Source organism: Pseudomonas sp. MRSN 12121 (assembly GCF_000931465.1).
Lineage (GTDB): Bacteria > Pseudomonadota > Gammaproteobacteria > Pseudomonadales > Pseudomonadaceae > Aquipseudomonas.
In genome coordinates this window covers 5376337-5397728 of record NZ_CP010892.1, presented here as the reverse complement: position 1 = coordinate 5397728, position 21392 = coordinate 5376337, and the positions used below count along the sequence as shown (strand labels likewise).

Annotated in this window: 23 protein-coding genes; 18 read left to right on the top strand and 5 right to left on the bottom strand. The window is 60.8% G+C overall.

All coding sequences use genetic code 11. The features are described 5' to 3' along the window. Positions 1-55: 55 nt before the first annotated feature. The 3 genes from argJ (at position 56) to TO66_RS24455 (ending at position 2936) form a co-directional block, all read left to right on the top strand. A complete protein-coding gene (gene argJ, locus TO66_RS24465) occupies positions 56-1273 on the top strand; it encodes a bifunctional glutamate N-acetyltransferase/amino-acid acetyltransferase ArgJ (RefSeq protein WP_044464689.1) in 1218 nt (405 codons plus the stop codon). A 95-nt stretch (positions 1274-1368) separates the two neighbouring features. Continuing rightward, entirely contained in the window at positions 1369-2001 is a 633-nt protein-coding gene (locus tag TO66_RS24460; protein ID WP_044464688.1) for a glutathione S-transferase, read from the top strand. Beyond that, on the top strand, positions 1998-2936 hold the full coding sequence (locus TO66_RS24455; RefSeq protein WP_044464687.1) for a Nudix family hydrolase: 939 nt from the start codon (positions 1998-2000) through the stop codon (positions 2934-2936). Before TO66_RS24460 ends, TO66_RS24455 begins: the two co-directional genes overlap by 4 nt. A 45-nt stretch (positions 2937-2981) precedes the next feature. On the opposite strand, the gene TO66_RS24450 is transcribed toward TO66_RS24455, so the two are convergent. Genes TO66_RS24450 through TO66_RS24440 form a run of 3 tightly spaced genes read right to left on the bottom strand, consistent with a single transcriptional unit; the run spans position 2982 to position 6565 of the window. Then, a complete protein-coding gene (locus tag TO66_RS24450; RefSeq protein WP_044464686.1) occupies positions 2982-3566 on the bottom strand; it encodes a cob(I)yrinic acid a,c-diamide adenosyltransferase in 585 nt (194 codons plus the stop codon). Between the two features lie 2 nt (positions 3567-3568). Further along, positions 3569-5602, bottom strand: a complete 2034-nt coding sequence (locus tag TO66_RS24445) for an ATP-binding protein (RefSeq protein WP_044464685.1) — start codon at positions 5600-5602, stop codon at positions 3569-3571. A gap of 45 nt (positions 5603-5647) precedes the next feature. Next, positions 5648-6565 (bottom strand): putative 2-dehydropantoate 2-reductase, encoded by a 918-nt coding sequence (locus tag TO66_RS24440; protein WP_044464684.1) that lies wholly within the window; start codon positions 6563-6565, stop codon positions 5648-5650. Between the two features lie 146 nt (positions 6566-6711). Between TO66_RS24440 and TO66_RS24435 the strand changes: the two genes are divergently transcribed. Beyond that, complete coding sequence (locus TO66_RS24435; protein WP_044464683.1) at positions 6712-7197, top strand: YajQ family cyclic di-GMP-binding protein; 486 nt, start codon at positions 6712-6714, stop codon at positions 7195-7197. Between the two features lie 135 nt (positions 7198-7332). Then, positions 7333-8175: a mechanosensitive ion channel family protein gene (locus TO66_RS24430; RefSeq protein ID WP_044464682.1), complete on the top strand. Its 843-nt coding sequence runs from the start codon at positions 7333-7335 to the stop codon at positions 8173-8175. A 191-nt stretch (positions 8176-8366) separates the two neighbouring features. Here the strand turns inward: TO66_RS24430 and TO66_RS24425 are convergent, their stop codons facing one another. After that, a complete protein-coding gene (locus TO66_RS24425; RefSeq protein ID WP_044464681.1) occupies positions 8367-9719 on the bottom strand; it encodes an OprD family porin in 1353 nt (450 codons plus the stop codon). 920 nt (positions 9720-10639) lie between these two features. On the opposite strand from TO66_RS24425, the gene TO66_RS24420 reads away from it, so the two are divergent. Continuing rightward, positions 10640-11065 (top strand): HIT domain-containing protein, encoded by a 426-nt coding sequence (locus TO66_RS24420; RefSeq protein WP_044464680.1) that lies wholly within the window; start codon positions 10640-10642, stop codon positions 11063-11065. Positions 11066-11068: 3 nt separating this feature from the next. Beyond that, on the top strand, positions 11069-11275 hold the full coding sequence (locus TO66_RS24415; protein WP_009050472.1) for a SlyX family protein: 207 nt from the start codon (positions 11069-11071) through the stop codon (positions 11273-11275). A gap of 73 nt (positions 11276-11348) precedes the next feature. Here the strand turns inward: TO66_RS24415 and TO66_RS34150 are convergent, their stop codons facing one another. Beyond that, on the bottom strand, positions 11349-11954 hold the full coding sequence (locus tag TO66_RS34150) for a cold-shock protein (protein ID WP_044464679.1): 606 nt from the start codon (positions 11952-11954) through the stop codon (positions 11349-11351). Between the two features lie 458 nt (positions 11955-12412). Between TO66_RS34150 and TO66_RS24405 the strand changes: the two genes are divergently transcribed. The 11 genes from TO66_RS24405 to tolA all read left to right on the top strand — a co-directional run bounded on the left by TO66_RS24405 (position 12413) and on the right by tolA (position 21386). Continuing rightward, a complete protein-coding gene (locus TO66_RS24405) occupies positions 12413-12886 on the top strand; it encodes a Dps family protein (RefSeq protein WP_044464678.1) in 474 nt (157 codons plus the stop codon). A gap of 257 nt (positions 12887-13143) precedes the next feature. Next, positions 13144-13365: an FmdB family zinc ribbon protein gene (locus tag TO66_RS24400; protein WP_007931131.1), complete on the top strand. Its 222-nt coding sequence runs from the start codon at positions 13144-13146 to the stop codon at positions 13363-13365. 95 nt (positions 13366-13460) lie between these two features. Continuing rightward, complete coding sequence (gene aspS / locus TO66_RS24395; protein ID WP_044464677.1) at positions 13461-15236, top strand: aspartate--tRNA ligase; 1776 nt, start codon at positions 13461-13463, stop codon at positions 15234-15236. Between the two features lie 117 nt (positions 15237-15353). Continuing rightward, a complete protein-coding gene (locus TO66_RS24390; RefSeq protein ID WP_044464676.1) occupies positions 15354-16100 on the top strand; it encodes a YebC/PmpR family DNA-binding transcriptional regulator in 747 nt (248 codons plus the stop codon). Between the two features lie 143 nt (positions 16101-16243). After that, on the top strand, positions 16244-16768 hold the full coding sequence (ruvC, locus tag TO66_RS24385; RefSeq protein WP_044464675.1) for a crossover junction endodeoxyribonuclease RuvC: 525 nt from the start codon (positions 16244-16246) through the stop codon (positions 16766-16768). Positions 16769-16882: 114 nt separating this feature from the next. Further along, positions 16883-17491 carry a Holliday junction branch migration protein RuvA gene (gene ruvA, locus TO66_RS24380; protein ID WP_044464674.1) on the top strand — a complete coding sequence of 203 codons (609 nt, stop codon included), beginning with the start codon at positions 16883-16885 and terminating at the stop codon, positions 17489-17491. Beyond that, complete coding sequence (gene ruvB, locus TO66_RS24375; RefSeq protein ID WP_044464673.1) at positions 17492-18550, top strand: Holliday junction branch migration DNA helicase RuvB; 1059 nt, start codon at positions 17492-17494, stop codon at positions 18548-18550. 140 nt (positions 18551-18690) lie between these two features. Continuing rightward, a complete protein-coding gene (ybgC, locus tag TO66_RS24370) occupies positions 18691-19158 on the top strand; it encodes a tol-pal system-associated acyl-CoA thioesterase (protein ID WP_044464672.1) in 468 nt (155 codons plus the stop codon). Next, positions 19148-19843: a protein TolQ gene (gene tolQ / locus TO66_RS24365; RefSeq protein ID WP_044464671.1), complete on the top strand. Its 696-nt coding sequence runs from the start codon at positions 19148-19150 to the stop codon at positions 19841-19843. The genes ybgC and tolQ overlap by 11 nt, the downstream gene beginning before the upstream one ends. 14 nt (positions 19844-19857) lie before the next feature. Further along, positions 19858-20310, top strand: coding sequence for a protein TolR (gene tolR, locus TO66_RS24360; RefSeq protein WP_007931110.1), 453 nt, complete (start codon positions 19858-19860; stop codon positions 20308-20310). Then, positions 20307-21386, top strand: coding sequence for a cell envelope integrity protein TolA (gene tolA, locus TO66_RS24355; RefSeq protein WP_044464670.1), 1080 nt, complete (start codon positions 20307-20309; stop codon positions 21384-21386). The genes tolR and tolA overlap by 4 nt, the downstream gene beginning before the upstream one ends. Positions 21387-21392 lie beyond the last annotated feature (6 nt).

The window sequence follows — 21392 nt, the reverse complement described above, 5'->3', positions numbered from 1 at the left end:
GCACTGCCTTTTGCGATAGCGGTGCCTATATCAGCTTAAAAAGAGGAGCGCATTCATGGCTGTTGGTCTTGGTCCTTTGCCAACGTTGCACCCGGTTGCCGGTTTTGAACTCGGTATCGCTTCGGCGGGCATCAAGCGCCCCGGGCGCAAGGACGTCGTGGTCATGCGCTGTGCCGAGGGCTCCACGGTAGCCGGCGTGTTCACCCTGAACGCGTTCTGCGCGGCACCGGTGATCCTCGCCAAGCAACGTGTGCAAGGGCCCGTGCGTTACCTGTTGACCAACACCGGCAATGCCAACGCCGGCACCGGCGAGCCTGGCCTGGCCGCCGCTACCCGTACCTGCGCCAAGTTGGCCGAACTGGCGGGTGTCGATGCCAGCGCAGTGCTGCCTTACTCCACGGGGGTGATCGGCGAGCCGTTGCCGGTCGAGAAAATCGAAGGCGCGCTGCAGGCCGCGCTGGACGATCTGTCCGTGGACAACTGGGCCGCCGCCGCGACTGGCATCATGACCACCGACACCCTGCCCAAGGGCGCCAGCCGCCAGTTCCAGCATGACGGCGTGACCATCACGGTCACCGGCATCAGCAAGGGAGCGGGCATGATTCGTCCGAACATGGCAACCATGCTCGGCTACATCGCCACGGACGCCAAGGTGTCCCGCGACGTGCTGCAGAACCTGTTACTCGATGGCGCCAACAAGTCGTTCAACCGCATCACCATCGACGGTGATACCTCCACCAACGACTGCTGCATGCTGATTGCCACCGGCCAGGCAGCCCTGCCGGAAATCACCGAGGCCAGCGGCCCGCTGTTCGTCGCGCTGAAGCAGGCGGTGTTCGAGGTGTGCATGGAAGTGGCCCAGGCCATCGTGCGCGACGGTGAAGGGGCGACCAAGTTCGTGACGGTCGAAGTCAACGGTGGCGGCAATCACCAGGAATGCCTGGATGTCGGCTACACCGTGGCGCATTCGCCTCTGATCAAGACGGCGCTGTTCGCCTCCGATCCGAACTGGGGACGTATCCTGGCGGCGGTTGGCCGTGCCGGCGTGGCGGACCTGGATGTGAGCAAGATCGATGTGTTCCTGGGCGATGTGTGCATCGCCAGCCGCGGCGCGCGTGCCGCCAGCTACACCGAAGCCCAGGGCGCGGCGGTGATGCAGCAGGAAGAAATCACCATCCGTATCGAACTGGGCCGCGGCAATTGCAGCGAAACCATCTGGACCACCGACCTGTCCCACGAATACGTGAAAATCAACGCGGAATACCGCACCTGATCACGAGCCGCCAGGCCGTACATCATTTCTAGGAGCGAGCCGGCTCGCGATGGAGGCCCCCAGGGGCCTCCATTCCTTCCTGAAAGGTTCCCGACATGAATCTCCACCTGATCATCGGCGACAAACTCTATTCCTCCTGGTCGCTGCGCGCTGCCCTGGCCCTCGAGTTGGCCGGTGCGGCCTATACCGAAGAAGTGATCAAGCTGAACCAGCCCGATACCCGCGAGCTGATTCTCAGGCATTCGTCGACTGGCAAGGTCCCGCTGTTGAAAACCGAGCACGGCACCATTGCCGATTCGCTGGCGATCGCCGAATACCTGGTCGAACGGTTTCCCCTGGTCGCGCTCTGGCCGCGGGATGTGGCGGCGCGTGCCCAGGCGCGTTCCGCCTGCGCGCAGATGCACAGCGGTTTCTTCGCAATGCGTGGCAACCTGCCATTCGACTTGAGCCGCGATGCGCCGCTGTCGCCCATGCCGCCTGAAGCTCAGGCCGATATCGAGCGGATGCTGATCCTGTGGGCCGAGTGCCGTGCGGCGGCCACCGAGCCGGGGCCATTCCTGTTTGGCCAGGTCAGCCTGGCGGACGCTTTTTTTGCGCCGATCGCCGTACGCCTGCGCACCTATCGGGTCGCGCTGCCGGCGGACGCCGCCGCTTATGTTGAAACGATTTATCAATGGCCGGCCTTCAAGGCCTGGCAGAAAGCCGGATTAGAGGAAGCAGTACGGTGAAACGAGTACATGTGGCGGCGGCCGTTATCCGTGATACCGATGGCCGGATTCTGATTGCCCGGCGTGCCGATACCCAGCACCAGGGCGGTCTCTGGGAGTTCCCCGGGGGTAAGGTCGAGGCGGGCGAAGCGGTGGAGGCGGCGTTGAGCCGTGAGCTGCAAGAGGAGCTGGGCATCCGGGTGACCCAGGCACGGCCACTGATCAAGGTCCAGCATGACTACCCGGACAAGCAGGTGTTGCTGGATGTCTGGGAAGTCGCCGGCTTTACCGGCGAGCCCCATGGCGCAGAGGGCCAGCCCTTGGCCTGGGTGGCGGCCCGTGAACTGGAGAATTACGAGTTTCCGGCGGCCAACCAGCCGATCGTGGCGGCCGCGCGCCTGCCCGGCGAGTACCTGATCACCCCGGAAGGCCTGGAAACCCCGGCGCTGCTGCGGGGGATGCAGCAGGCGATTGCCGGCGGCATCAAGCTGGTGCAACTGCGCGCGCCCAATGGCTACGACCCGCAATACCGCGACCTGGCGGTGGATGCGGCCGGGCTGTGCGCGGGCAAGGCGCAATTGATGCTCAAGGGGCCGTTCGAATGGCTGGGGGATTTCCCCTCGGCGGGTTGGCATATCACCTCGGCACAACTGCGCAAATACGCCAATGCGGGGCGCCCCTTCGGCAAGGAACGCTGGTTGGCCGCTTCCTGCCATGACGCGGAAGAGCTGTCATTGGCGCAGCAGATGGATGTGGACTTCGTGACCCTGTCGCCGGTCCAGCCCACCCAGACCCACCCCGATGCCCAGCCGCTGGGCTGGGAGCAGGCCGCTCGACTGATCAGCGGTTTCAACAAGCCGGTGTATCTGCTGGGCGGGCTCGGCCCGGATCACCGTGAGCAGGCCTGGCAAGCCGGGGCACAAGGGGTAGCGGGAATCCGTGCGTTCTGGCCCTGAGTTCCTCGCAAGCTCGCTCCCGCAGGAGCGAGCTGACCCCTGGTCTCAATCAGCAGTTGGCTTCTGCGCGGCCTGCCACAGAATCTCGGCAATCCCCTGGCGCCTGGCAATCAGGCGCGCGGCCACGAACAGCAGGTCGGACAGGCGGTTGATATAGGCCAGGCCGACCCCCGCCAGCGGTTCCACGGCATTCAAGTGCTGGCAGCGGCGTTCGGCGCTGCGCGCCAGGCTGCGGCAGACATGGGCCTGGGCGATCAGGCTCGAACCACCCGGCAGGATGAAGTTCTCTAGCGGTCCCAACTCTTCGTTCCAGGTATCGATGGCACGCTCCAGGCGTTCGACCTCGGCTGTGTCGAGGGCCTGGTACGCCGGCATGGCCAGCTCGCCACCCAGGTCGAAGAGGCGATGCTGGCAAGGGCTCAGCACCTCGATCAGTTCCTGTAGGCCGGGATGTGCGAGGCGCTGTTCGGCCAATCCGGCCAGCAGCAGCCCCAGCTGACTGTTCAGTGTATCGACTTCGCCGATGGCCTCGATCCGCGGATGGTCCTTGGGAACCCGGCGTCCGTCACCCAGCCCGGTTTCGCCTTTGTCGCCGGTGCGGGTGTAAATCTTCGACAGGCGAAAGCCCATGCTTACCTCTCCTGTGGGGGATGTTCCAGAGGCGGCTGGCTGCCCGCCAAGGGCAGGCGCAAGGTGAAGCAGGTGCCCTGGCCTTGCGCCGACTGCACTTCCATCTGGCCTTTGTGATTGTTGGTGATGATGAAGTACGAGACCGACAGTCCCAGGCCCGTACCCTGGCCGATTTCCTTGGTGGTGAAGAACGGCTCGAAGGTGCGTTTGCGCACGCTTTCGCTCATGCCGATACCGTTGTCCTCGACCTGGATTTCCGCCCAGGGCGGATTCAGCCGGGTGCGCAGGATGATGCGTCCCGGCTCGCTGTCGTCCGCACGCTGGTGGATGGCCTGGGCCGCGTTTTTCAGCAGATTGAGCAGGACCTGTTCCAGCTCGTTGGCGGTGCCGAGTACCGGGCCCAGTTGCGGGTCGAACTGGCGAATGATCGCCTGGCCCTTGAAGTCGAAGCCGATGGCCAGGTCGAAGTCGTTACCGGCGATCTCCACTGCCTGGTCGATCAGGGCCGGTAGGTCGCAAGGCGCCATCTGGCGATTGCTGCGGCGGCTGAAGCTGAGCATGTGGGTGACGATCTTCGCCGCCCGCGCGCCGGCCTGCTGGATGCCGTCGAGCAGTTGTGGCACTTCGCGGCCCTGCAGGTATTGGTTGACGGTTTCCAGTTCGATGCCCAGTTGCTCGGCATGCTCCAGGTTCTTCGGCAATTCGGGGGACAGGCGCCGGCGGATGTTCTGCACGTTGTGCAGGATGGCGCCCAGAGGGTTGTTGATTTCATGCGCCATCCCGGCGGCGAGGCCGCCCACGGAGAGCATCTTTTCCGACTGCACCATCATTTCTTCCAGGGACAGGCGCTGGGTGATGTCGTCGATCCGGATCACCACACCGCGCCCGGCGCCGCCCATCAGCGGGTAGAACGTCAGGGCATAGTGCCGCGCTTCCTCATCCTTGACCCAGGTAACCCGCTCGACCTTGGTGACCGTATGCTGCTCCACGGTTTCCTTGAGCTGGGGCAGGAAGGGCTTGAGCGGTTCGAAAGCCAGGAAGATGGGCTGGTTCAAGGCTTCGTCCAGGCGGGTGCCCGAGAGGGCGCTGGCCTCCTGGTTCCACTGGGTGACATAGAGCTGCTCGTCCAGGGCGATCAGTGCCGAGGGCATCGAGTCGATGATGCTGTTGAGGTAGTTCTGGAAACCGGTGAGTTTCTTCTCGATCTTGCTGCGCACCTGGACTTCCAGTTCCAGCTTGCGGTTGGTATGGCGGGTTTCCTCGGCCAGGCCCTGGGCCTGGTCATAGGCGGCCTGGGAGTCGTCGCGGGCGCGTTTGAGTTGCTGCTCCCGCGCCTCGATGCGCGACAGCATGGTGTTGAAGGCCTCGGCGAGGCTGCCGATTTCATCGTGATTGCCGCGCGAGGCGCGCAGTGAATAGTTTTCCTCGCGGGTCACCTGTCGGGACAGCTCTTCCAGTTGATGGATGGGGCGGGTGATCAACCGTTTGATCTGCCGGGCAATCACCAGCCACAACAGTACGCTGAAGATCAGGATGCCCAGGCTGGCGGTCAGGGTGCCGGTATAGAAGGCCATCGGCAGTTCGCTGCTGGCCACCAGCAGCAGATGCCCCGGGGGCTGGCCGGCGCGAGGCAGGGCAATGACCTGGTTGCTGCGGAATTCGGTCAGTTGCCAGGCTTCGATATGCCGGTAGCGCTCCGGCAGCTTCAAGCGCTCGCCATGTTGCAACTGGGCCAGGCGGGCGCCTTTGCCGTCATAGATGGCCGCGGCCCGCAGGGGCGAGTAGCTGTTGAGCTCGTTGAGCAGTTTTTCGGCGTTTTGTGGCGAGTCCAGTGCCTGGGCGGCAAGGGTCGGGTTCGAGACCAGCCGGCCGATGGTCTGCAGGGCTTGCGGTGCCATGCTTTCCTGGGAGATCCAGTAGGCGGCGCTGATAAAGGTCAGGTTGGCCACCAGCAACACGGTAATCAGCAGGACGAGCAGGGCCGCCAGCAGCTTTTGGCCGACCGGCAGGTTTTCAAGGCGCTGGCGCAATGGCATCAGGGAGGTCGCTAGAAAGGAACACGTGGGCAGCGTAGCCGCTGCTCAGTCGCTGGGCAATCCGCGTTGCTGCAGGTGCTCCACCAGCCGCCGTTGCAGGCGCTCGAGATTCGGCAGGCTCAATCGATGCCGGGAGGCAACGCTGCAGGCATACCCCAGCAAGTAGCTGATTTCGGTCCTGCGCCGGTTGGCGACGTCCTGGTACATGGAGGAATAGTTGGCGGCGGTCGCCTGGATCACTCGTTCGACTTCTTGTTGCAGGTTTTCGGCGGCCGCCGGCTGGCCGCAACGCTGCAGCAGCTCGGTCAGCTCGAGGCACAGCATGGCCACTTCGCAATGATGTTCCAGCAGGCCGCCGTTGCGGCAGCCGTGCAGGACCGTCAGCGGGTTGATCGCGCAATTGAGCGCCAGCTTGCGCCAGAGGCGGGTGAGGATATCCGCGCTCCATTCATGGGGAATGCCGCTGGCGCTCAGGTCGTCCAGCCAGAAGGGCGCGGTAGGGTGGCTGGCGTCGCCCAGCCAGGTATAACCATGGCCGGCGAATACGACGCGCCAGTCACCCTCGCGGAAGGCGCCTTCGGTGCTGGAGGCATAAATGCAGCGGGCCTGTGGCGCCCGGGCGGCCACCGCGTCCTGACTGCCCAGGCCATTCTGCAGCAGGATCAGTTCGGCATCGGCAGCCAGTCGTGGGAGCAGCTGGCTCACCGCCTGTTCCGCGTCATAGGCCTTGCAGGCCACCAGCAGGCGGGTGATGGGCCCGGGGCCGTCGGCGAGTTCCCCGGGAACGGCATGCATGCTGGCTTGTCCTTGTTCCACCAGCGTCAGTCCGCCAGCGGCCTGGTAAGCCTGCAGCCGCGCCTGGTCCCGCAGGATCAGGCGTACCGGCAAGCCGGCCCGGGCCAGGCGCGTTGCCCACAGGGTGCCCAGGCTGCCCACGCCCAGAATGTGCCAGGTGGTCGACATCAGCGTAGTGCTCGGTTCGGCAGGCGCATGTGCGGCTCGCAGTGAAGGAGAGAAAAGACCCGTTATAATGAGCCCGGATTTTAACCGCAAACCGGGCGTGCTCCATCTTTATCGAGCGGCGCCCCTTTTTTTATTGGAGAAATTACATGCCGTCGTTTGACGTGGTATCCGAACTGGACAAGCACGAAGTCACCAACGCCGTGGAAAACGCCGTCAAGGAGCTGGACCGCCGTTATGACCTGAAGGGCAAGGGCAGCTTCGAGTTCAAGGACAAGGAACTGACCGTCAACCTGACCGCCGAAGCCGAATTCCAGCTGGAAGCGATGATCGAGATCCTCAAGCTGGCGCTGGTCAAGCGCAAGATCGATGTGCAGTGCCTCGAGGTCAAGGATGCTTATGCTTCGGGCAAGGTGATGAAGCAGGAAGCGACGCTCAAGGAAGGTATCGATAAAGAGCTGGCGAAGAAGATCGTTGCTCATATCAAGGACGCCAAGCTGAAGGTCCAGGCCGCCATCCAGGGCGAGCAGGTACGGGTTACCGGCAAGAAACGCGACGATTTGCAGGAAGCCATTGCCGCCCTGCGCGCGAAAGAGTTCGGCATGCCGCTGCAGTTCAACAACTTCCGCGACTGATCGGTTTTTCGGGAACCTCGGGTCGTTATCGGCGTCCGAGGCCGAGTAGCGGGCAGAAACGATTGAGCCTCTGATGAAGCCCTCGTTCTGCCCTTGTTTTTTGTATGCCCGGCAGCCGGGAATCAGGAGAGATAGATGGATTTGAATGCTGAAGTGGACAACCTGGTCAAGGCTTCCCAAGCCTGGATTCCGATGATCATGGAATACGGCAGTCGGGTATTGCTGGCGGTGATCACACTGGCCATCGGCTGGTGGCTGATCAACAAGTTGACGCATAAGGTCGGCAAGCTGCTGGCACTGCGCAATGCCGACCAGGCCTTGCAGGGTTTTATCAGCAGCCTGGCGAACATCATCCTCAAGGTGCTGTTGGTCGTCAGCGTGGCGTCGATGATCGGTGTCGAAACCACTTCGTTCGTTGCCGCGATCGGTGCGGCGGGCCTGGCCATCGGCCTGGCCTTGCAAGGCAGCCTGGCGAACTTCGCCGGTGGGGTGCTGATCCTGCTGTTCCGTCCATTCCGCATCGGTGATGTGATCGAAGCCCAGGGCATCAGCGGTACGGTCGACAGCATCCAGATCTTCCACACGGTGCTGCGTACCGGTGACAACAAGACGGTCATCGTGCCTAACGGCAACCTGTCCAACGGCATCATCACCAACCACAACCGTCAATTGACCCGTAAGGTGGTATTCGATGTTGGCGTGAACTACGAGGCCGATCTGCAAAAGGCCCGTGAGGTTCTGCTGGATCTGGCCAAGGATGAGCGTGTGCTGGCGGATCCGGCACCGGTCGCGGTGGTTTCCATGCTCGGGGACAGCGCTATTACCCTTTCGCTACGGGTCTGGGTGAAGACCGCGGACTACTGGGATGTGATGTTCCAGTTCAACGAGCTGGCCCGCGATCGCTTGAAAGATGCAGGTATCGATATTCCGTTTCCACAACGAGTGATTCGTGTGGTGCAGGAAGCGGCTGTTCAGTAAGTAGTGGAGGTCGAGGGTTAAAAGTTTGATCGGATGGTCAGACTTTTAATTGATAGTTCGTTGAGAGCGGGATGTAATCTGGTTGTAACAATTAGCTGTCGGTAGTCGGTTGTTTTGGCCGGTCGCCCGGTTTCAACAAAAAAGGCCCATCGGATGATGGGCCTTTTTCATGACGCGCTAAGTTACCGCTATTACAAGATCGACAGTGGGTAGTCGACGATCAGGCGGAACTCTTTGATATCGCCTTCGGCCTGGTCGGCGTTGGCGGTGTGCCAGGCTTGACGAACCCGGAACGACAGGTCCTTGGCTGGGCCAGTCTGGACAACATACTTGGCTTCGAAGTTGGTTTCGTGATGTTTGCCATCTGCGCCGTAACCGTAAAGGCGGTATGGGCTGTCGGCGTCCATCTTGGTGCCGTCGATGTCCCAACCTTTCACGTAACGGGTCATGAAGCTCAGGCCAGGAATACCGTATTCGGCCATTTTCAGGTCATAACGGATCTGCGCGGACTTCTCGTTCGGACCGTTGAAGTCAGAGTACTGGATGGAGTTGGCGAGGAAGATCGAGTCGCCACCACGGTTGGAACCACGTTTGCTGGAGTCGTGGCCACCGATACCGATGTAGTCGAATGGAGTGTCGCCATTGACCTTCTGGAACCCGACGGTAATGGTATGCGCCTTCAGGAACGAGAACGCCGCTGCCAGGGAGAACGTGGTGTTGCTGATATCACCAGCCTTGGCTTTGCCGGTATCGGTAGTACGGTAGATGTTACCGTCCAGGTTCAGCGACTGGTCGCCACCCATCGGGATGGTGTAGTTCAGGTTGGCGTAGTACTGGTTCCAGATATCTTCCAGCTTGGCGCCGTAGAGCGATGCGCTCAGGTTGTCGCTGATGCCGTACTTGCCGCCGAAGTAGTCGATGCTGTTGGATGCCACGCCGGCATAGTTCGCATACAAGTTGCCGTTACGAGCGTTGGAGTCCTGGCTGGTACCGGAGTAGAAGTGGCCGCCTTCCAGATCCAGGTCCTTGATCTCGCTGCTCTGCAGTTGGAGGCCGCTGGCAGTTTGAGGGAGGATACGGGAGCCACCGACTGCGAACACCGGGGAGGTGCTTGGCTGCATGTCGCCGACTTTCAGCTCGGTTTTGGAGATGCGGAACTTGACCGCTGCACCTGCTTTGCCCTGGCTCTTGTTGACGTCGCCGTCGGAGTCGCGGCTCATGTTGCCAGTGCCGCCAGTGCCGTCGCCGCCGTCCAGTTTGAGTGCCAGATAACCAAAGGCATCAACACCGACGCCAACAGTTCCTTGGGTGTAACCGGAGCTGAAGTTGCCCCAGATACCCTGGGTCCAGTCTTTCTGGTCGTTGCCACCATTCTTGTTATCACGGTTGAAGTAATAGTTACGCAGCAAGACGTTAAGTTTGGCGTCTTCAACGAAACCCTTGGCTTCAGCCTGGTCACTTACGAAAGGTGCGGCCGTAGCCACTTGAGTACTGGCTGCTGCTGCAACCGCCAGTGCGATCATGCTCCACTTCATCACGCGCATCGTGATTTGCTCCTTTGGTTTTTAGAAGAGTACTGCCGTCCCACCTGTTTTATTATCTGGGCGGCTCTTTCTTTTTGTGTCGGCGCAAACTTATATCACGCTGACAATATTGGCGATACTTGCGTATCAGTCCTTTCAGCTTCTTTACGACCCTGTCGCAAAATGCTCGATCAATGTCGCAAATCCGCAGTCCGCATGTAGCCGGACTGACAACTTCAGCGCTGTTTTCGAAGGCTTGTACCTGGAACAAAAAGAACTTTGGTCAAGCAATCAAATCTCCATGGGGCAGCCTTGCCACTATCGTTATTAGTCCCGACAGAAGGCCTTCTGCAATGACCTTCCTTTGGGACAATACGAGGGTTAATGCAACAAGCGTGCACAAAACGCCAGCGCATCGAGTTTTTTTCGATGCCAGCCCGACAGGCTGTAAAAACCGCATAAAACAGGGGTTTTAAGGTCGTTTTGGTTGGGCTTGACGTTTCAGGTCCTCCTGGTGTTGCTCCATGAAAAAAAGGCACGACATTCCAAAACGTTACCGGTTCACCCTGGTGAGTGAGTAGATGGCGGATGGTCGACGCATTGAGCGTAGACGCACTGTGCGGTTTTGGTGCAAAACTTTCTGCACGAGGCGTCTTCGGCGTTCGGCTTTAGAGGCTCAGGAGTGCAGTAACAGCCGTCTATTGGGGATTTCTGCCACTGTCGTTCAGGAGGCTCGTTCGGTCGTGGTGCGATGTGTTGGAAAAATGTTCCAGGTCAGGGCATCCGGATGAGGGGCTGCGTGGGTATCGAGGCAGGCACCGTGCGTTGTGGCGATGAACGGAAGGGCTTTCGCAGGTATGCTGCCGTTCTGTCGCTTGGCGGGCGGCCGGTCATGGCGTTCGCTAAGCTGAAAATTGATGAGCTGAGCGGGAGTACGCGCGGTGTTCGCTTTAGATCCACGACTTCAACAAGACACATTGCCTATCGGCGATTTCCCCCTTTGCCGGCTGTTGCTGTCCAACGATTCCAATTACCCATGGTTCATCCTGGTACCGCGCCGGGAAGATATCAGTGAGTTGTTTCAGCTCGATGACGCCGACCAGCAGCAGCTATGGCGCGAAACTACCGCCCTGGCCGAGTTGCTCAAGGATTCGTTCGATGCCGACAAGTTGAATGTGGCGACCTTGGGTAACGTCGTCAGCCAGTTGCACATGCACGTTATCGTTCGCAAGCGCGACGATGCGGCCTGGCCCGCACCGGTGTGGGGCAAGCTTCCCGCCAAGCCCTACGGTGCCGAACAGGTGGCCGCGATCCGTGAACGCTTGCGTCTGGTCCTGACCGACGACTTCACGTTTCAGGAGGGCTGAGCCATGAGTCTGGAAGAACGGGTAACCGACCTGGAAAGCCGCCTGGCTTTCCAGGACGACACTATCCAAGCCCTGAATGATGTACTGGTAGGGCAGCAGCGGGTGGTCGAACGCCTGCAGTTGCAGATGGCTGCCTTGCTCAAGCGTCAAGAGGAGATGGTGGGGCAGTTCGAGTCGTTCGAGGAAGAGGCGCCGCCCCCTCATTATTGAGAGGCGACGTTTCGCCCGGGCATGAAAAAACCGCGAGCAGCCTGGGCTGCATCGCGGTTTTTTATGGGGCGAATCAGCGTCGCGGCAAGGCCGCGATCACGTCTTCGGCTTGCAGGCCCTTGTCACGATTCATCACCGAGAACTCCACGCGCTGGCCTTCCACCAGGACGCGGTGACCTTCGCCGCGGATCGCACGGAAATGCACGAAGATATCATCGCCGGAGTCGCGGGAGATGAAGCCGAATCCCTTCGAAGTGTTGAACCACTTGACGGTACCGGTATCGCGATTGCTCATGTCATAGGTTTGCGAAGTGCTGGTCGCAGGAGACGATTTGTAGAAGCTGACGGCCAGGTGCAGGGCAATGGCGATCGCGGCGGTCAGCAGGCTGAACAGCACAGCCGGTTGACCTGCGATAACCGGCATCGGTGCCAGCAGGGTCAGGGTCTGCAATACCACCGCCAGCACCAGGAGCGCGCTGACCAGGTTTTGCAGTTGGTGGCGTGGGCCTTTGTTCCAGTAGGGGATAACTGGAGCCAGCGCCAGGTTGAGCAGGCCGAAGAAGGCCAGGTAAAGAGCATCGGGTTGTTGCAGGAAGGGAACGGCTTCAGATCGCAGGCTAGGGATAAAGGACAGCAGCAAGGCCGCTGCGCCCGTTAGCAGGTGGACGATTTTCAACATTTTAATGAACTCACGTTAAGACGGATCACAAGGAAGAGCTGAGCGTGCACGGTTCGCTTCTGAACTATGGGAGGCGGTGAGCACGTGCGCGGGATCAGCCTATGCGCCGAGGCCGAGAAATAGGCAACAGCGACACGGCCCCTATTTAACAGCAAAGCCCAAGCCTTCTCAAATCAGGCGCCGCGCGCTGCCGGAAGGCAAAAGCCCCGCTGGTCGAGGGGCAGAGCCGGACTATCGGGCAAAGCCTTGTGCTAGAGAGCCAGCATCGAAAAAGACAGGGAACGCAGGCTTTTCAGTCGGGTCACAACGATCGTGACTCTTCCGGCGGGGCCGTTGGCCTGCTCGGGCAATCTGTCGCAGTTCCGCGGGCAATCGTCGGCTGCGGGGGCCTGGCAGTCTTGCTAGAGTGGTCCGGTACCTGATCTGTTGAATTGAATGTGTTTTTAACGGAGATAGACATGGCAATCGATATCGGTATCAGCGCAGAAGACCGTAAATCCATCGTGGAGGGGCTCTCTCGCCTGCTTTCGGATACTTATGTGCTTTATCTGAAGACCCATAATTTCCATTGGAACGTCACAGGTCCCCAGTTCCGTACATTGCACCTGATGTTCGAAGAGCAATACAACGAACTGGCGCTGGCGGTGGACCTGATCGCCGAGCGTATCCGGGCCCTGGGATTCCCGGCGCCGGGCGCCTATTCCATCTATGCGCGCTTGTCCTCCATCAAGGAAGAAGAAGGCGTGCCGAGTGCCGAAGAGATGATCAAGCAACTGGTCGCGGGGCAAGAGGCTGTGACCCGGACCGCGCGCGGCATTTTCCCGATCATCGATAAAGTCAGCGATGAGCCCACCGCGGACTTGCTGACCCAGCGGATGCAAGTGCACGAAAAAACCGCGTGGATGCTGCGTGCGCTGTTGAGCGAGCAGTAACCTTCCCGCACGTCGAATGGCGCCGTTCTCGGCGCCATTTGTTTTTCAAGGGGGCGATCAGGCTGGTCGAACCTTCGGGGTGAGTGAGTCGAGAGCAGGGCAGGGCAGCCGCGATGGTTTTGGGGCGGCCATGGCTCATCGGTGCCGTCATACGGCTGCACAGGGCCGATTTAATGGATATAATCCCGCTCTTTGCTATATGACCCGGCCCCTGGCGTGGGTTCAAGGCAGATGTTAAGCACGCCGAGACGCTCTCAATGCCCATGTACGACTACCAATGCGCTTCCTGTGGTCATCAGTTGGAAGCCATTCAGAAGATCAGCGCGCCTGCGCTGGTCGATTGCCCGGCCTGCCAGGCGCCCGAGCTGAAAAAGATGCTGTCCATGCCAGGTTTTCGCCTCAGCGGCTCGGGCTGGTATGAGACCGACTTCAAAACCGGCGCCAAGAAGAATCTGGCCGGTGGCGACAAAGCTGACTAAGTTGAACGACACGCGCGAGCTCTTGCATTATCCGGTACCCGGGATGCGCAAGGCCTCCCATCGAATTTCGAATTACGAGAAGTGAAACCACTACCATGATGCGCAGCCATTATTGCGGCCAACTGAACGAAAGCCTGGAAGGTCAGGAAGTTACCCTTTGCGGATGGGTCCACCGTCGTCGTGACCACGGCGGGGTGATTTTCCTCGATATCCGTGATCGTGAAGGCCTGGCCCAGGTGGTGTTCGACCCGGACCGCGCCGACACCTTCGCCGCCGCCGACCGTGTGCGCAGCGAATACGTGGTCAAGATCACCGGCAAGGTGCGCCTGCGTCCGGCCGGCGCCGGCAACGCCAACATGGCGTCGGGCATGATAGAAATCCTGGGCTACCAGCTGGAAGTGCTGAACGAAGCGGAAACTCCGCCGTTCCCGCTCAACGAATATTCCGATGTCGGCGAAGAAACCCGCCTGCGTTATCGCTTCATCGACCTGCGTCGTCCGGAAATGGCCGAGAAGCTGCGCCTGCGTTCGCGCATGACCACCAGCATCCGCCGTTACCTGGACGAGAACGGTTTCCTCGACGTCGAAACCCCGATCCTGACCCGTGCCACTCCCGAGGGCGCGCGTGACTATCTGGTGCCGAGCCGTACCCACGCCGGCAGCTTCTTCGCGCTGCCGCAATCGCCACAGCTGTTCAAGCAACTGCTGATGGTGGCCGGTTTCGATCGCTACTACCAGATCGCCAAATGCTTCCGCGACGAAGACCTGCGTGCCGACCGTCAGCCTGAGTTCACTCAGATCGACATCGAGACCAGCTTCCTCGACGAAAAAGACATCATGGGCCTGACCGAGGGTATGATCCGCAACCTGTTCAAGGAAGTGCTGGATCTGGAATTCGGCGAGTTCCCGCACATGACCTTCGAAGAGGCCATGCGCCGCTACGGCTCCGACAAGCCGGACCTGCGCATCCCGCTGGAACTGGTGGACGTTGCCGACCAGCTCAAGGAAGTGGAGTTCAAGGTGTTCAGCGGCCCGGCCAACGATCCGAAGAGCCGTGTGGCCGCCTTGCGCGTGCCGGGCGGGGCGAGCATGCCGCGCAGCAAGATCGACGACTACACCAAGTTCGTCGGCATCTACGGTGCCAAGGGCCTGGCGTACATCAAGGTCAACGAGCGTGCCAAGGGCGTTGAAGGCCTGCAGTCGCCGATCGTCAAGAACATTCCGGAAGCCAACCTGAACGTGATCCTCGATCGCGTAGGTGCCGTCGATGGCGACATCGTGTTCTTCGGCGCCGACAAGGCCAAGATCGTCAGCGAAGCCCTGGGCGCGCTGCGGATCAAGGTCGGCAACGACCTGAACCTGCTGACCTGCGAATGGGCTCCGCTGTGGGTCGTCGACTTCCCGATGTTCGAGGAAAACGAAGACGGCAGCTTTACCGCGCTGCACCACCCGTTCACCGCGCCGAAGTGCTCGCCGCAAGAGCTGGAAGCCAACCCGGCGACCGCGCTGTCCCGTGCCTACGACATGGTGCTCAACGGTACCGAGCTGGGTGGCGGTTCGATCCGTATCCACCGCAAGGAAATGCAGCAAGCGGTATTCCGCCTGCTGGGTATCGACGAAGCGGAACAGGAAGAGAAATTCGGCTTCCTGCTCGACGCCCTGAAGTACGGCGCGCCGCCGCACGGTGGCCTGGCGTTCGGCCTGGACCGCCTGGTCATGCTGATGACCGGCGCCCAGTCGATCCGTGAAGTGATCGCCTTCCCGAAAACCCAGAGCGCCGCTTGCGTGATGACCCAGGCCCCTGGCCTGGTCGACGCCAAGGCGCTGCGCGAGCTGCACATCCGCCTGCGCGAACAGCCAAAGGCTGAGTAAGGCCGACCTGAAGGCGCATCTTCGGATGCGCCTTTTTCTATTGGGTCGAGATATTTTGTTGCCCGCCCGCCGTTACAGGCGGGCGGGCAATGTTGCAAAGAGAATTTGGAGCACGTTATGGCCGGTCATTCCAAGTGGGCGAACATCAAGCACCGCAAAGAGCGTCAGGATGCCAAGAGAGGCAAGATCTTCACCAAGTGGATTCGTGAGCTGACGGTCGCTGCTCGTCAGGGCGGCGGCGAGCCGGGTTCCAACCCGCGCCTGCGCCTGGCCCTGGACAAGGCCCTGGGCGCCAACATGAGCCGCGACATCATCGATCGCGCGATCGCCCGCGGTACCGGGGCGGCGGGCAGCGACGACGTGGTCGAACTGACCTATGAAGGTTATGGGCCGAACGGCGTGGCGGTGATGGTCGAATGCATGACCGACAACCGCAACCGTACCGCGGCAGCCGTGCGCCATGCCTTCAGCAAGTGCGGCGGCAATCTGGGCACCGATGGTTCGGTGGCCTATCTGTTCGAGCGCAAGGGGCAGATTTCCTTCGAGCCGGGCGTCGACGAGGATTCGCTGATGGAAGCCGCCATGGAGGCGGATGCCGATGACGTGGTGACCAACGATGACGGCTCCATCGACGTGTTCACCTCCTTCGCCGGTTTCTATGCTGTGCGCAACGCTTTGGAAGCTGCCGGTTTCAAAGCCGCGGACGCGGAAATCGTCATGTTGCCGACCACCAGCGCCGAACTGGACCTGGAGGGCGCCGAGAAGGTCCTCAAGCTGATCGACATGCTCGAGGACCTGGACGACGTGCAGAACGTCTACTCCAACGCGGATATTCCCGAGTCGGTTGCCGAGCAACTCGGCTGATACCGCGATAAAGGATCGCAGCTTTCGACGGCTCCCAGGTTCAGGTTGTACCTGAAGGGGAGCTGTCGAAGGCTGCGATTTTTTGTTTTTTCGATTTCTTCCGGGGTTACCTTAGGCAACCGGATTTTCTCTTTGCAGGCGTTATGACTCTTATTCTTGGTATCGACCCGGGTTCGCGCATCACTGGTTACGGCGTGGTGCGTGATACCGGGCGCGGCTGCGTCTATGTGGCTTCGGGGTGCATTCGAACAGGTGCCGGCGAGCTGCCCGAACGCCTGCAAATCGTCTATCGCGGGGTGCGCGAGGTCATTCAGACGTACGGGCCGGTCACCATGGGCATCGAAAAGGTATTCATGGCACGCAATGCCGATTCGGCCTTGAAGCTGGGGCAGGCCCGAGGCGCGGCGATCGTGGCCGGGGTCGAGGAAGGCCTGGAAATCGCCGAATACACGGCGACTCAGGTCAAGCAGGCGGTGGCCGGGACCGGTGGGGCCAACAAGGAGCAGGTGCAGATGATGGTCATGCATCTGCTGAAATTGACCAGCAAACCCCAGATCGATGCCTCGGATGCCCTGGCGATCGCCATCTGCCATGCCCATACCCGCTCGAGCCTGGTGCCCCATGGCCTGGGTACGGCACGCAGTCGTGGCGGCCGGCTGCGTCTCTGATAGCATCTGCGCAAACATTTGATGAGTGGAGTGTGCCGCGCCTGTCTGCCCGGCCCGGACCCTGCACCCGATTACCCGCCGGCCGCTGATCCGGCCCGAGCTAAGGATTGAAACGTGATTGGACGCTTGCGCGGCACCTTGGCTGAGAAGCAGCCGCCGTACCTGATTCTCGATGTAAACGGCCTGGGCTATGAGGTGGAAGTGCCCATGACCACCCTGTACCGCCTGCCGTCGGTCGGCGAGCCGCTTACCCTGCACACCCATTTGGTCGTGCGAGAAGATGCCCAGTTACTCTATGGATTTGCCGGCAAGCGCGAGCGGGACTTTTTTCGCGAGCTGATTCGCCTCAATGGTGTGGGGCCGAAACTGGCGCTGGCGTTGATGTCCAGCCTGGAGGTCGATGAACTGGTGCGCTGTGTGCAAGCACAAGACACCTCGGCGCTGACCAAGGTGCCGGGGGTTGGTAAAAAGACCGCTGAACGTCTGCTGGTTGAGCTCAAGGACCGCTTCAAGGCCTGGGAGACCGTCCCTAGCATGTTCGCCCTGGTGCCGAACCAGCCGGATGCCCCGATACCGGTGGCCAGCGCCGAAACCGACGCGGTCAGCGCCCTGATCTCCCTGGGCTACAAACCGCAGGAGGCCAGCAAGGCCGTCTCCGCCATCAAGGAAAAAGGCCTGAGCAGCGAAGACCTGATCCGCCGCGCCCTGAAGGGAATGATTTAAGTGATAGAAGCAGATCGTCTGATCGCCGCCACGGGGCCCCGTGAGCGCGAAGAAGTCCAGGACCGCGCGATCCGCCCTGTCAGTCTGGCCGACTATATCGGCCAGCCGACGGTGCGCGAGCAAATGGAGCTGTTCATCCAGGCTGCCCGCGGACGCAGCGAATCGCTGGACCATACCTTGATCTTCGGCCCGCCAGGCCTGGGCAAGACCACGCTGGCCAACATCATCGCCCAGGAAATGGGCGTGTCGATCAAGAGCACCTCGGGCCCGGTGCTGGAGCGGCCCGGGGATCTGGCGGCCCTGTTGACCAATCTCGAACCGCACGACGTGCTGTTCATCGATGAGATCCATCGCCTGTCGCCGATCGTCGAGGAGGTGCTGTATCCGGCGATGGAGGATTTCCAGCTGGACATCATGATCGGCGAAGGTCCGGCCGCTCGTTCGATCAAGCTCGACCTGCCGCCATTTACCCTGGTCGGGGCGACGACCCGCGCGGGCATGCTGACCAATCCGTTGCGCGATCGCTTCGGTATCGTCCAGCGGCTGGAGTTCTACAGTAACGCGGACCTGGCGACCATCGTCGGGCGTTCCGCCGGCATTCTCGGCTTGCCGCTGGACCCGGAAGGGGCCTTTGAAGTCGCCCGGCGTGCCCGGGGAACGCCGCGTATCGCCAACCGCCTGTTGCGCCGGGTACGGGATTTCGCCGAGGTGCGCGCCAAGGGGCATATCACCAAGGCCATTGCCGACCTGGCGTTGAACCTGCTGGACGTCGACGAGCGGGGTTTCGACCACCAGGACCGGCGCCTGCTGCTGACCATGATCGAGAAGTTCGATGGCGGGCCCGTGGGGGTCGACAGCCTGGCCGCGGCCATCAGCGAAGAGCGACATACCATCGAGGATGTGCTCGAGCCTTACCTGATCCAGCAGGGCTATATCATGCGCACGCCGCGGGGGCGGGTGGTGACCCGGCATGCCTATCTGCATTTCGGTCTAAACATTCCGTCACGATTGGGGGAGATGCCTGTGGTAGACGAATTCCTCGATGCCGTGGACGATTAATAAAAGGCCGCGGTAACGATTTATTCGAAGGTTGTGCTGTCCTAGGGGCTGGCATCGTCTTTATTTCCCCGGAATGGCGTTCGACAATGAAAAAACAGTTGCCTGGCCGGATTGGCAACCTGAGGAGTAAGCACTAGAGTATGCGCGCGCAAAACGGGCTTGAGCCGTTCGCACATCGGTGTCGCGTTTATTACGAAGACACCGATGCCGGCGGCATCGTGTATTACGTTAATTACCTTAAGTTTATGGAACGGGCTCGAACCGAGCGGCTACGCGACCTGGGCTTCGCCCAATCGCAGCTGGCGGGGGAGAACCTGTTGTTCGTCGTGCATTCCAGCGAAGCGCGCTATCACGCGCCGGCGCGACTGGACGACGAGCTTCTGGTAAGTGCAGAAGTCATCGAATTGAACCGGGCCAGCCTGCGCTTCAGACAGCAGGTCAGGCGAGCCACGGATAATGCGCTGCTCTGCGAGGGGCAGTTCCTGGTGGCCTGTGTGCGCACCGACAATTTGAAACCCCGGGCCATTCCCGAAGCTCTACGTGCGGCCTTTGCCGACGTGAGCGGCGCGGGTACACACTCAGAGCAGGAGATAAAGCGTGGAAGCTAACGTCGTCGACCATTCCTCCATGTGGAGCCTGGTCAGCAATGCCAGCGTCGTTGTGCAGTTGGTAATGCTGACCCTGGTAGCCGCATCGGTGACCTCATGGATCATGATCTTTCAGCGCAGCAACCTGCTGCGTGCCGGTCGACGCGCCCTGGAGAGCTTCGAGGAGCGCTTCTGGTCGGGCATCGACCTGTCCAAGCTGTACCGCCAGGCGGGCAGCAACCCGGACCCCGATTCGGGCGTGGAACAGATCTTCCGTGCCGGCTTCAAGGAATTCTCGCGCCTGCGCCAGCAGTCGGGCGTCGATCCCGAGGCGGTCATGGAAGGGGTCGCGCGCGCCATGCGTGTGGCTATCTCCCGCGAAGAAGAGAAGCTCGAGCAAAGCCTGCCGTTCCTCGCCACTGTCGGCTCGGTCAGCCCGTACATCGGCCTGTTCGGTACCGTCTGGGGGATCATGAACTCCTTCCGCGGCCTGGCCAGCGCCCAGCAGGCGACCCTGGCGACCGTGGCCCCGGGTATCGCCGAAGCCCTGATCGCCACTGCGATCGGCCTGTTCGCAGCGATCCCGGCCGTTATCGCCTACAACCGTTTCTCGGCCCGTGGCGAAACCCTGATCAGCCGTTACTACACCTTCGCCGACGAGTTCCAGGCGATCCTGCACCGCAAAGTGCACACCAGCGAAGAGTGAGCAGGTAAATCCCCATGGCTCGAGTTCGCCACAAACGCAAGCCGGTTGCCGAGATGAACGTGGTGCCCTACATCGACGTGATGTTGGTACTGCTGGTTATCTTCATGGTGACCGCGCCGATGCTCAATCAGGGCGTGAAAGTCGATCTGCCCAAGGTTTCCAGCGAAGCCTTGCCGCAGGACAACAACACCCAGGTCCTGACCATTTCGATCAAGGCTGACAAGACCTACTACTGGAACCTTGGCAGCGAAGTCGACACCGACAAGCAGATGGATAAGGCCATGACCTTGCCGCAGATGACCGACGCCGTGACCAAGATCATTCGCGCCGGCAATGAAGGCGGCAAGCATACCCAGGTGTTCATTCGCGGCGACAAGTCCGTCGACTACGGTGCCGTCATGGGTGCCATGGGCGGGCTGCAGAAGGCCGGCGTCGGTAACGTTGGCTTGATTACCGAGGCGCCCTGATGCAGCAGCGAGAGCCGTCCGCCTCGGAAAGCTACTTCTGGCCTAGCGTGTGGGCAATTGCCCTGCACGTTCTGGTGTTCGGCATGCTGTTCGTCAGTTTTGCCATGACGCCGGAATTGCCGCCGTCCAAGCCGATCGTCCAAGCGACCCTGTATCAGCTGAAATCGAAAAGTCAGGCGACCACCCAGACCAATCAGAAGATTGCGGGTGAAGCGAAGAAATCCGCCGCGCGCCAGACCGAAGTCGAGCAGATGGAGCAGAAAAAGGTCGAGCAGGAAGCAGTGAAGGCCGCGGAACAAAAGAAAGAAGAGGCGGCTCAAAAAGCCGAGGAAGCGAAAAAGGCCGACGAAGCCAAGAAAGCGGAAGAGGCGAAGAAGGCTGATGAAGCCAAGAAAGCCGACGACGCGAAGAAGGCTGCCGAAGCGAAAAAGGCCGAAGAGAAACAATTGGCTGATATAGCCAAGAAGAAAGCCGAAGAAGAAGCCAAGAAAGCCGCTGAAGAAGAGGCCAAGAAAAAGGCCGCTGAAGAAGCGAAGAAAAAGATAGTCGAAGACGCGAAGAAGAAAGCCGCGGAAGACGCCAAGAAGAAAGCTGAAGCAGACGAGGCGAAGAAGAAGGTCGCCGAGGAAGCGAAGAAGAAAGCCGCCGCCGACGCAGCCAAGAAAAAGGCTCAGGAAGCAGCGCGTAAATCGGCCGAAGAGAAAAAGGCTCAGGCCCTTGCCGATTTGCTTTCCGACACGCCGCAGCGTCAGCAGGCCCTGGCGGACGAGCGTGGCGATGAAGTCGCAGGCAGTTTCGACGATCTGATTCGTGCTCGTGCGGCGGAAGGCTGGGCTCGTCCTCCTTCGGCGCGCAACAACATGACGGTCGTGCTGCAAATTGGCATGTTGCCCGACGGTACGGTGACTTCCGTATCGGTGGCCAAGTCCAGCGGCGATGGTCCGTTCGATGCCTCGGCGGTAGCTGCGGTCAAGAACATTGGACGTTTGACAGAAATGCAGGGAATGAAGCCGAGCGATTTCGCTCCGTATCGTTCGTTCAAGATGACATTCACACCTGAGGATCTAGCCTTGTGAGAAACC

Bases quoted from the DNA above. Each gene is read 5' to 3' on its own strand.
- argJ (WP_044464689.1), top strand. From the start codon at position 56: ATGGCTGTTGGTCTTGGTCCTTTGCCAACGTTGCACCCGGTTGCCGGT.
- TO66_RS24460 (WP_044464688.1), top strand. From the start codon at position 1,369: ATGAATCTCCACCTGATCATCGGCGACAAACTCTATTCCTCCTGGTCG.
- TO66_RS24450 (WP_044464686.1), bottom strand. From the start codon at position 3,566: ATGGGCTTTCGCCTGTCGAAGATTTACACCCGCACCGGCGACAAAGGC.
- TO66_RS24445 (WP_044464685.1), bottom strand. From the start codon at position 5,602: ATGCCATTGCGCCAGCGCCTTGAAAACCTGCCGGTCGGCCAAAAGCTG.
- TO66_RS24440 (WP_044464684.1), bottom strand. From the start codon at position 6,565: ATGTCGACCACCTGGCACATTCTGGGCGTGGGCAGCCTGGGCACCCTG.
- TO66_RS24435 (WP_044464683.1), top strand. From the start codon at position 6,712: ATGCCGTCGTTTGACGTGGTATCCGAACTGGACAAGCACGAAGTCACC.
- TO66_RS24430 (WP_044464682.1), top strand. From the start codon at position 7,333: ATGGATTTGAATGCTGAAGTGGACAACCTGGTCAAGGCTTCCCAAGCC.
- TO66_RS24425 (WP_044464681.1), bottom strand. From the start codon at position 9,719: ATGCGCGTGATGAAGTGGAGCATGATCGCACTGGCGGTTGCAGCAGCA.
- TO66_RS24415 (WP_009050472.1), top strand. From the start codon at position 11,069: ATGAGTCTGGAAGAACGGGTAACCGACCTGGAAAGCCGCCTGGCTTTC.
- TO66_RS34150 (WP_044464679.1), bottom strand. From the start codon at position 11,954: ATGTTGAAAATCGTCCACCTGCTAACGGGCGCAGCGGCCTTGCTGCTG.
- TO66_RS24405 (WP_044464678.1), top strand. From the start codon at position 12,413: ATGGCAATCGATATCGGTATCAGCGCAGAAGACCGTAAATCCATCGTG.
- TO66_RS24400 (WP_007931131.1), top strand. From the start codon at position 13,144: ATGCCCATGTACGACTACCAATGCGCTTCCTGTGGTCATCAGTTGGAA.
- aspS (WP_044464677.1), top strand. From the start codon at position 13,461: ATGATGCGCAGCCATTATTGCGGCCAACTGAACGAAAGCCTGGAAGGT.
- TO66_RS24390 (WP_044464676.1), top strand. From the start codon at position 15,354: ATGGCCGGTCATTCCAAGTGGGCGAACATCAAGCACCGCAAAGAGCGT.
- ruvC (WP_044464675.1), top strand. From the start codon at position 16,244: ATGACTCTTATTCTTGGTATCGACCCGGGTTCGCGCATCACTGGTTAC.
- ybgC (WP_044464672.1), top strand. From the start codon at position 18,691: ATGCGCGCGCAAAACGGGCTTGAGCCGTTCGCACATCGGTGTCGCGTT.
- tolR (WP_007931110.1), top strand. From the start codon at position 19,858: ATGGCTCGAGTTCGCCACAAACGCAAGCCGGTTGCCGAGATGAACGTG.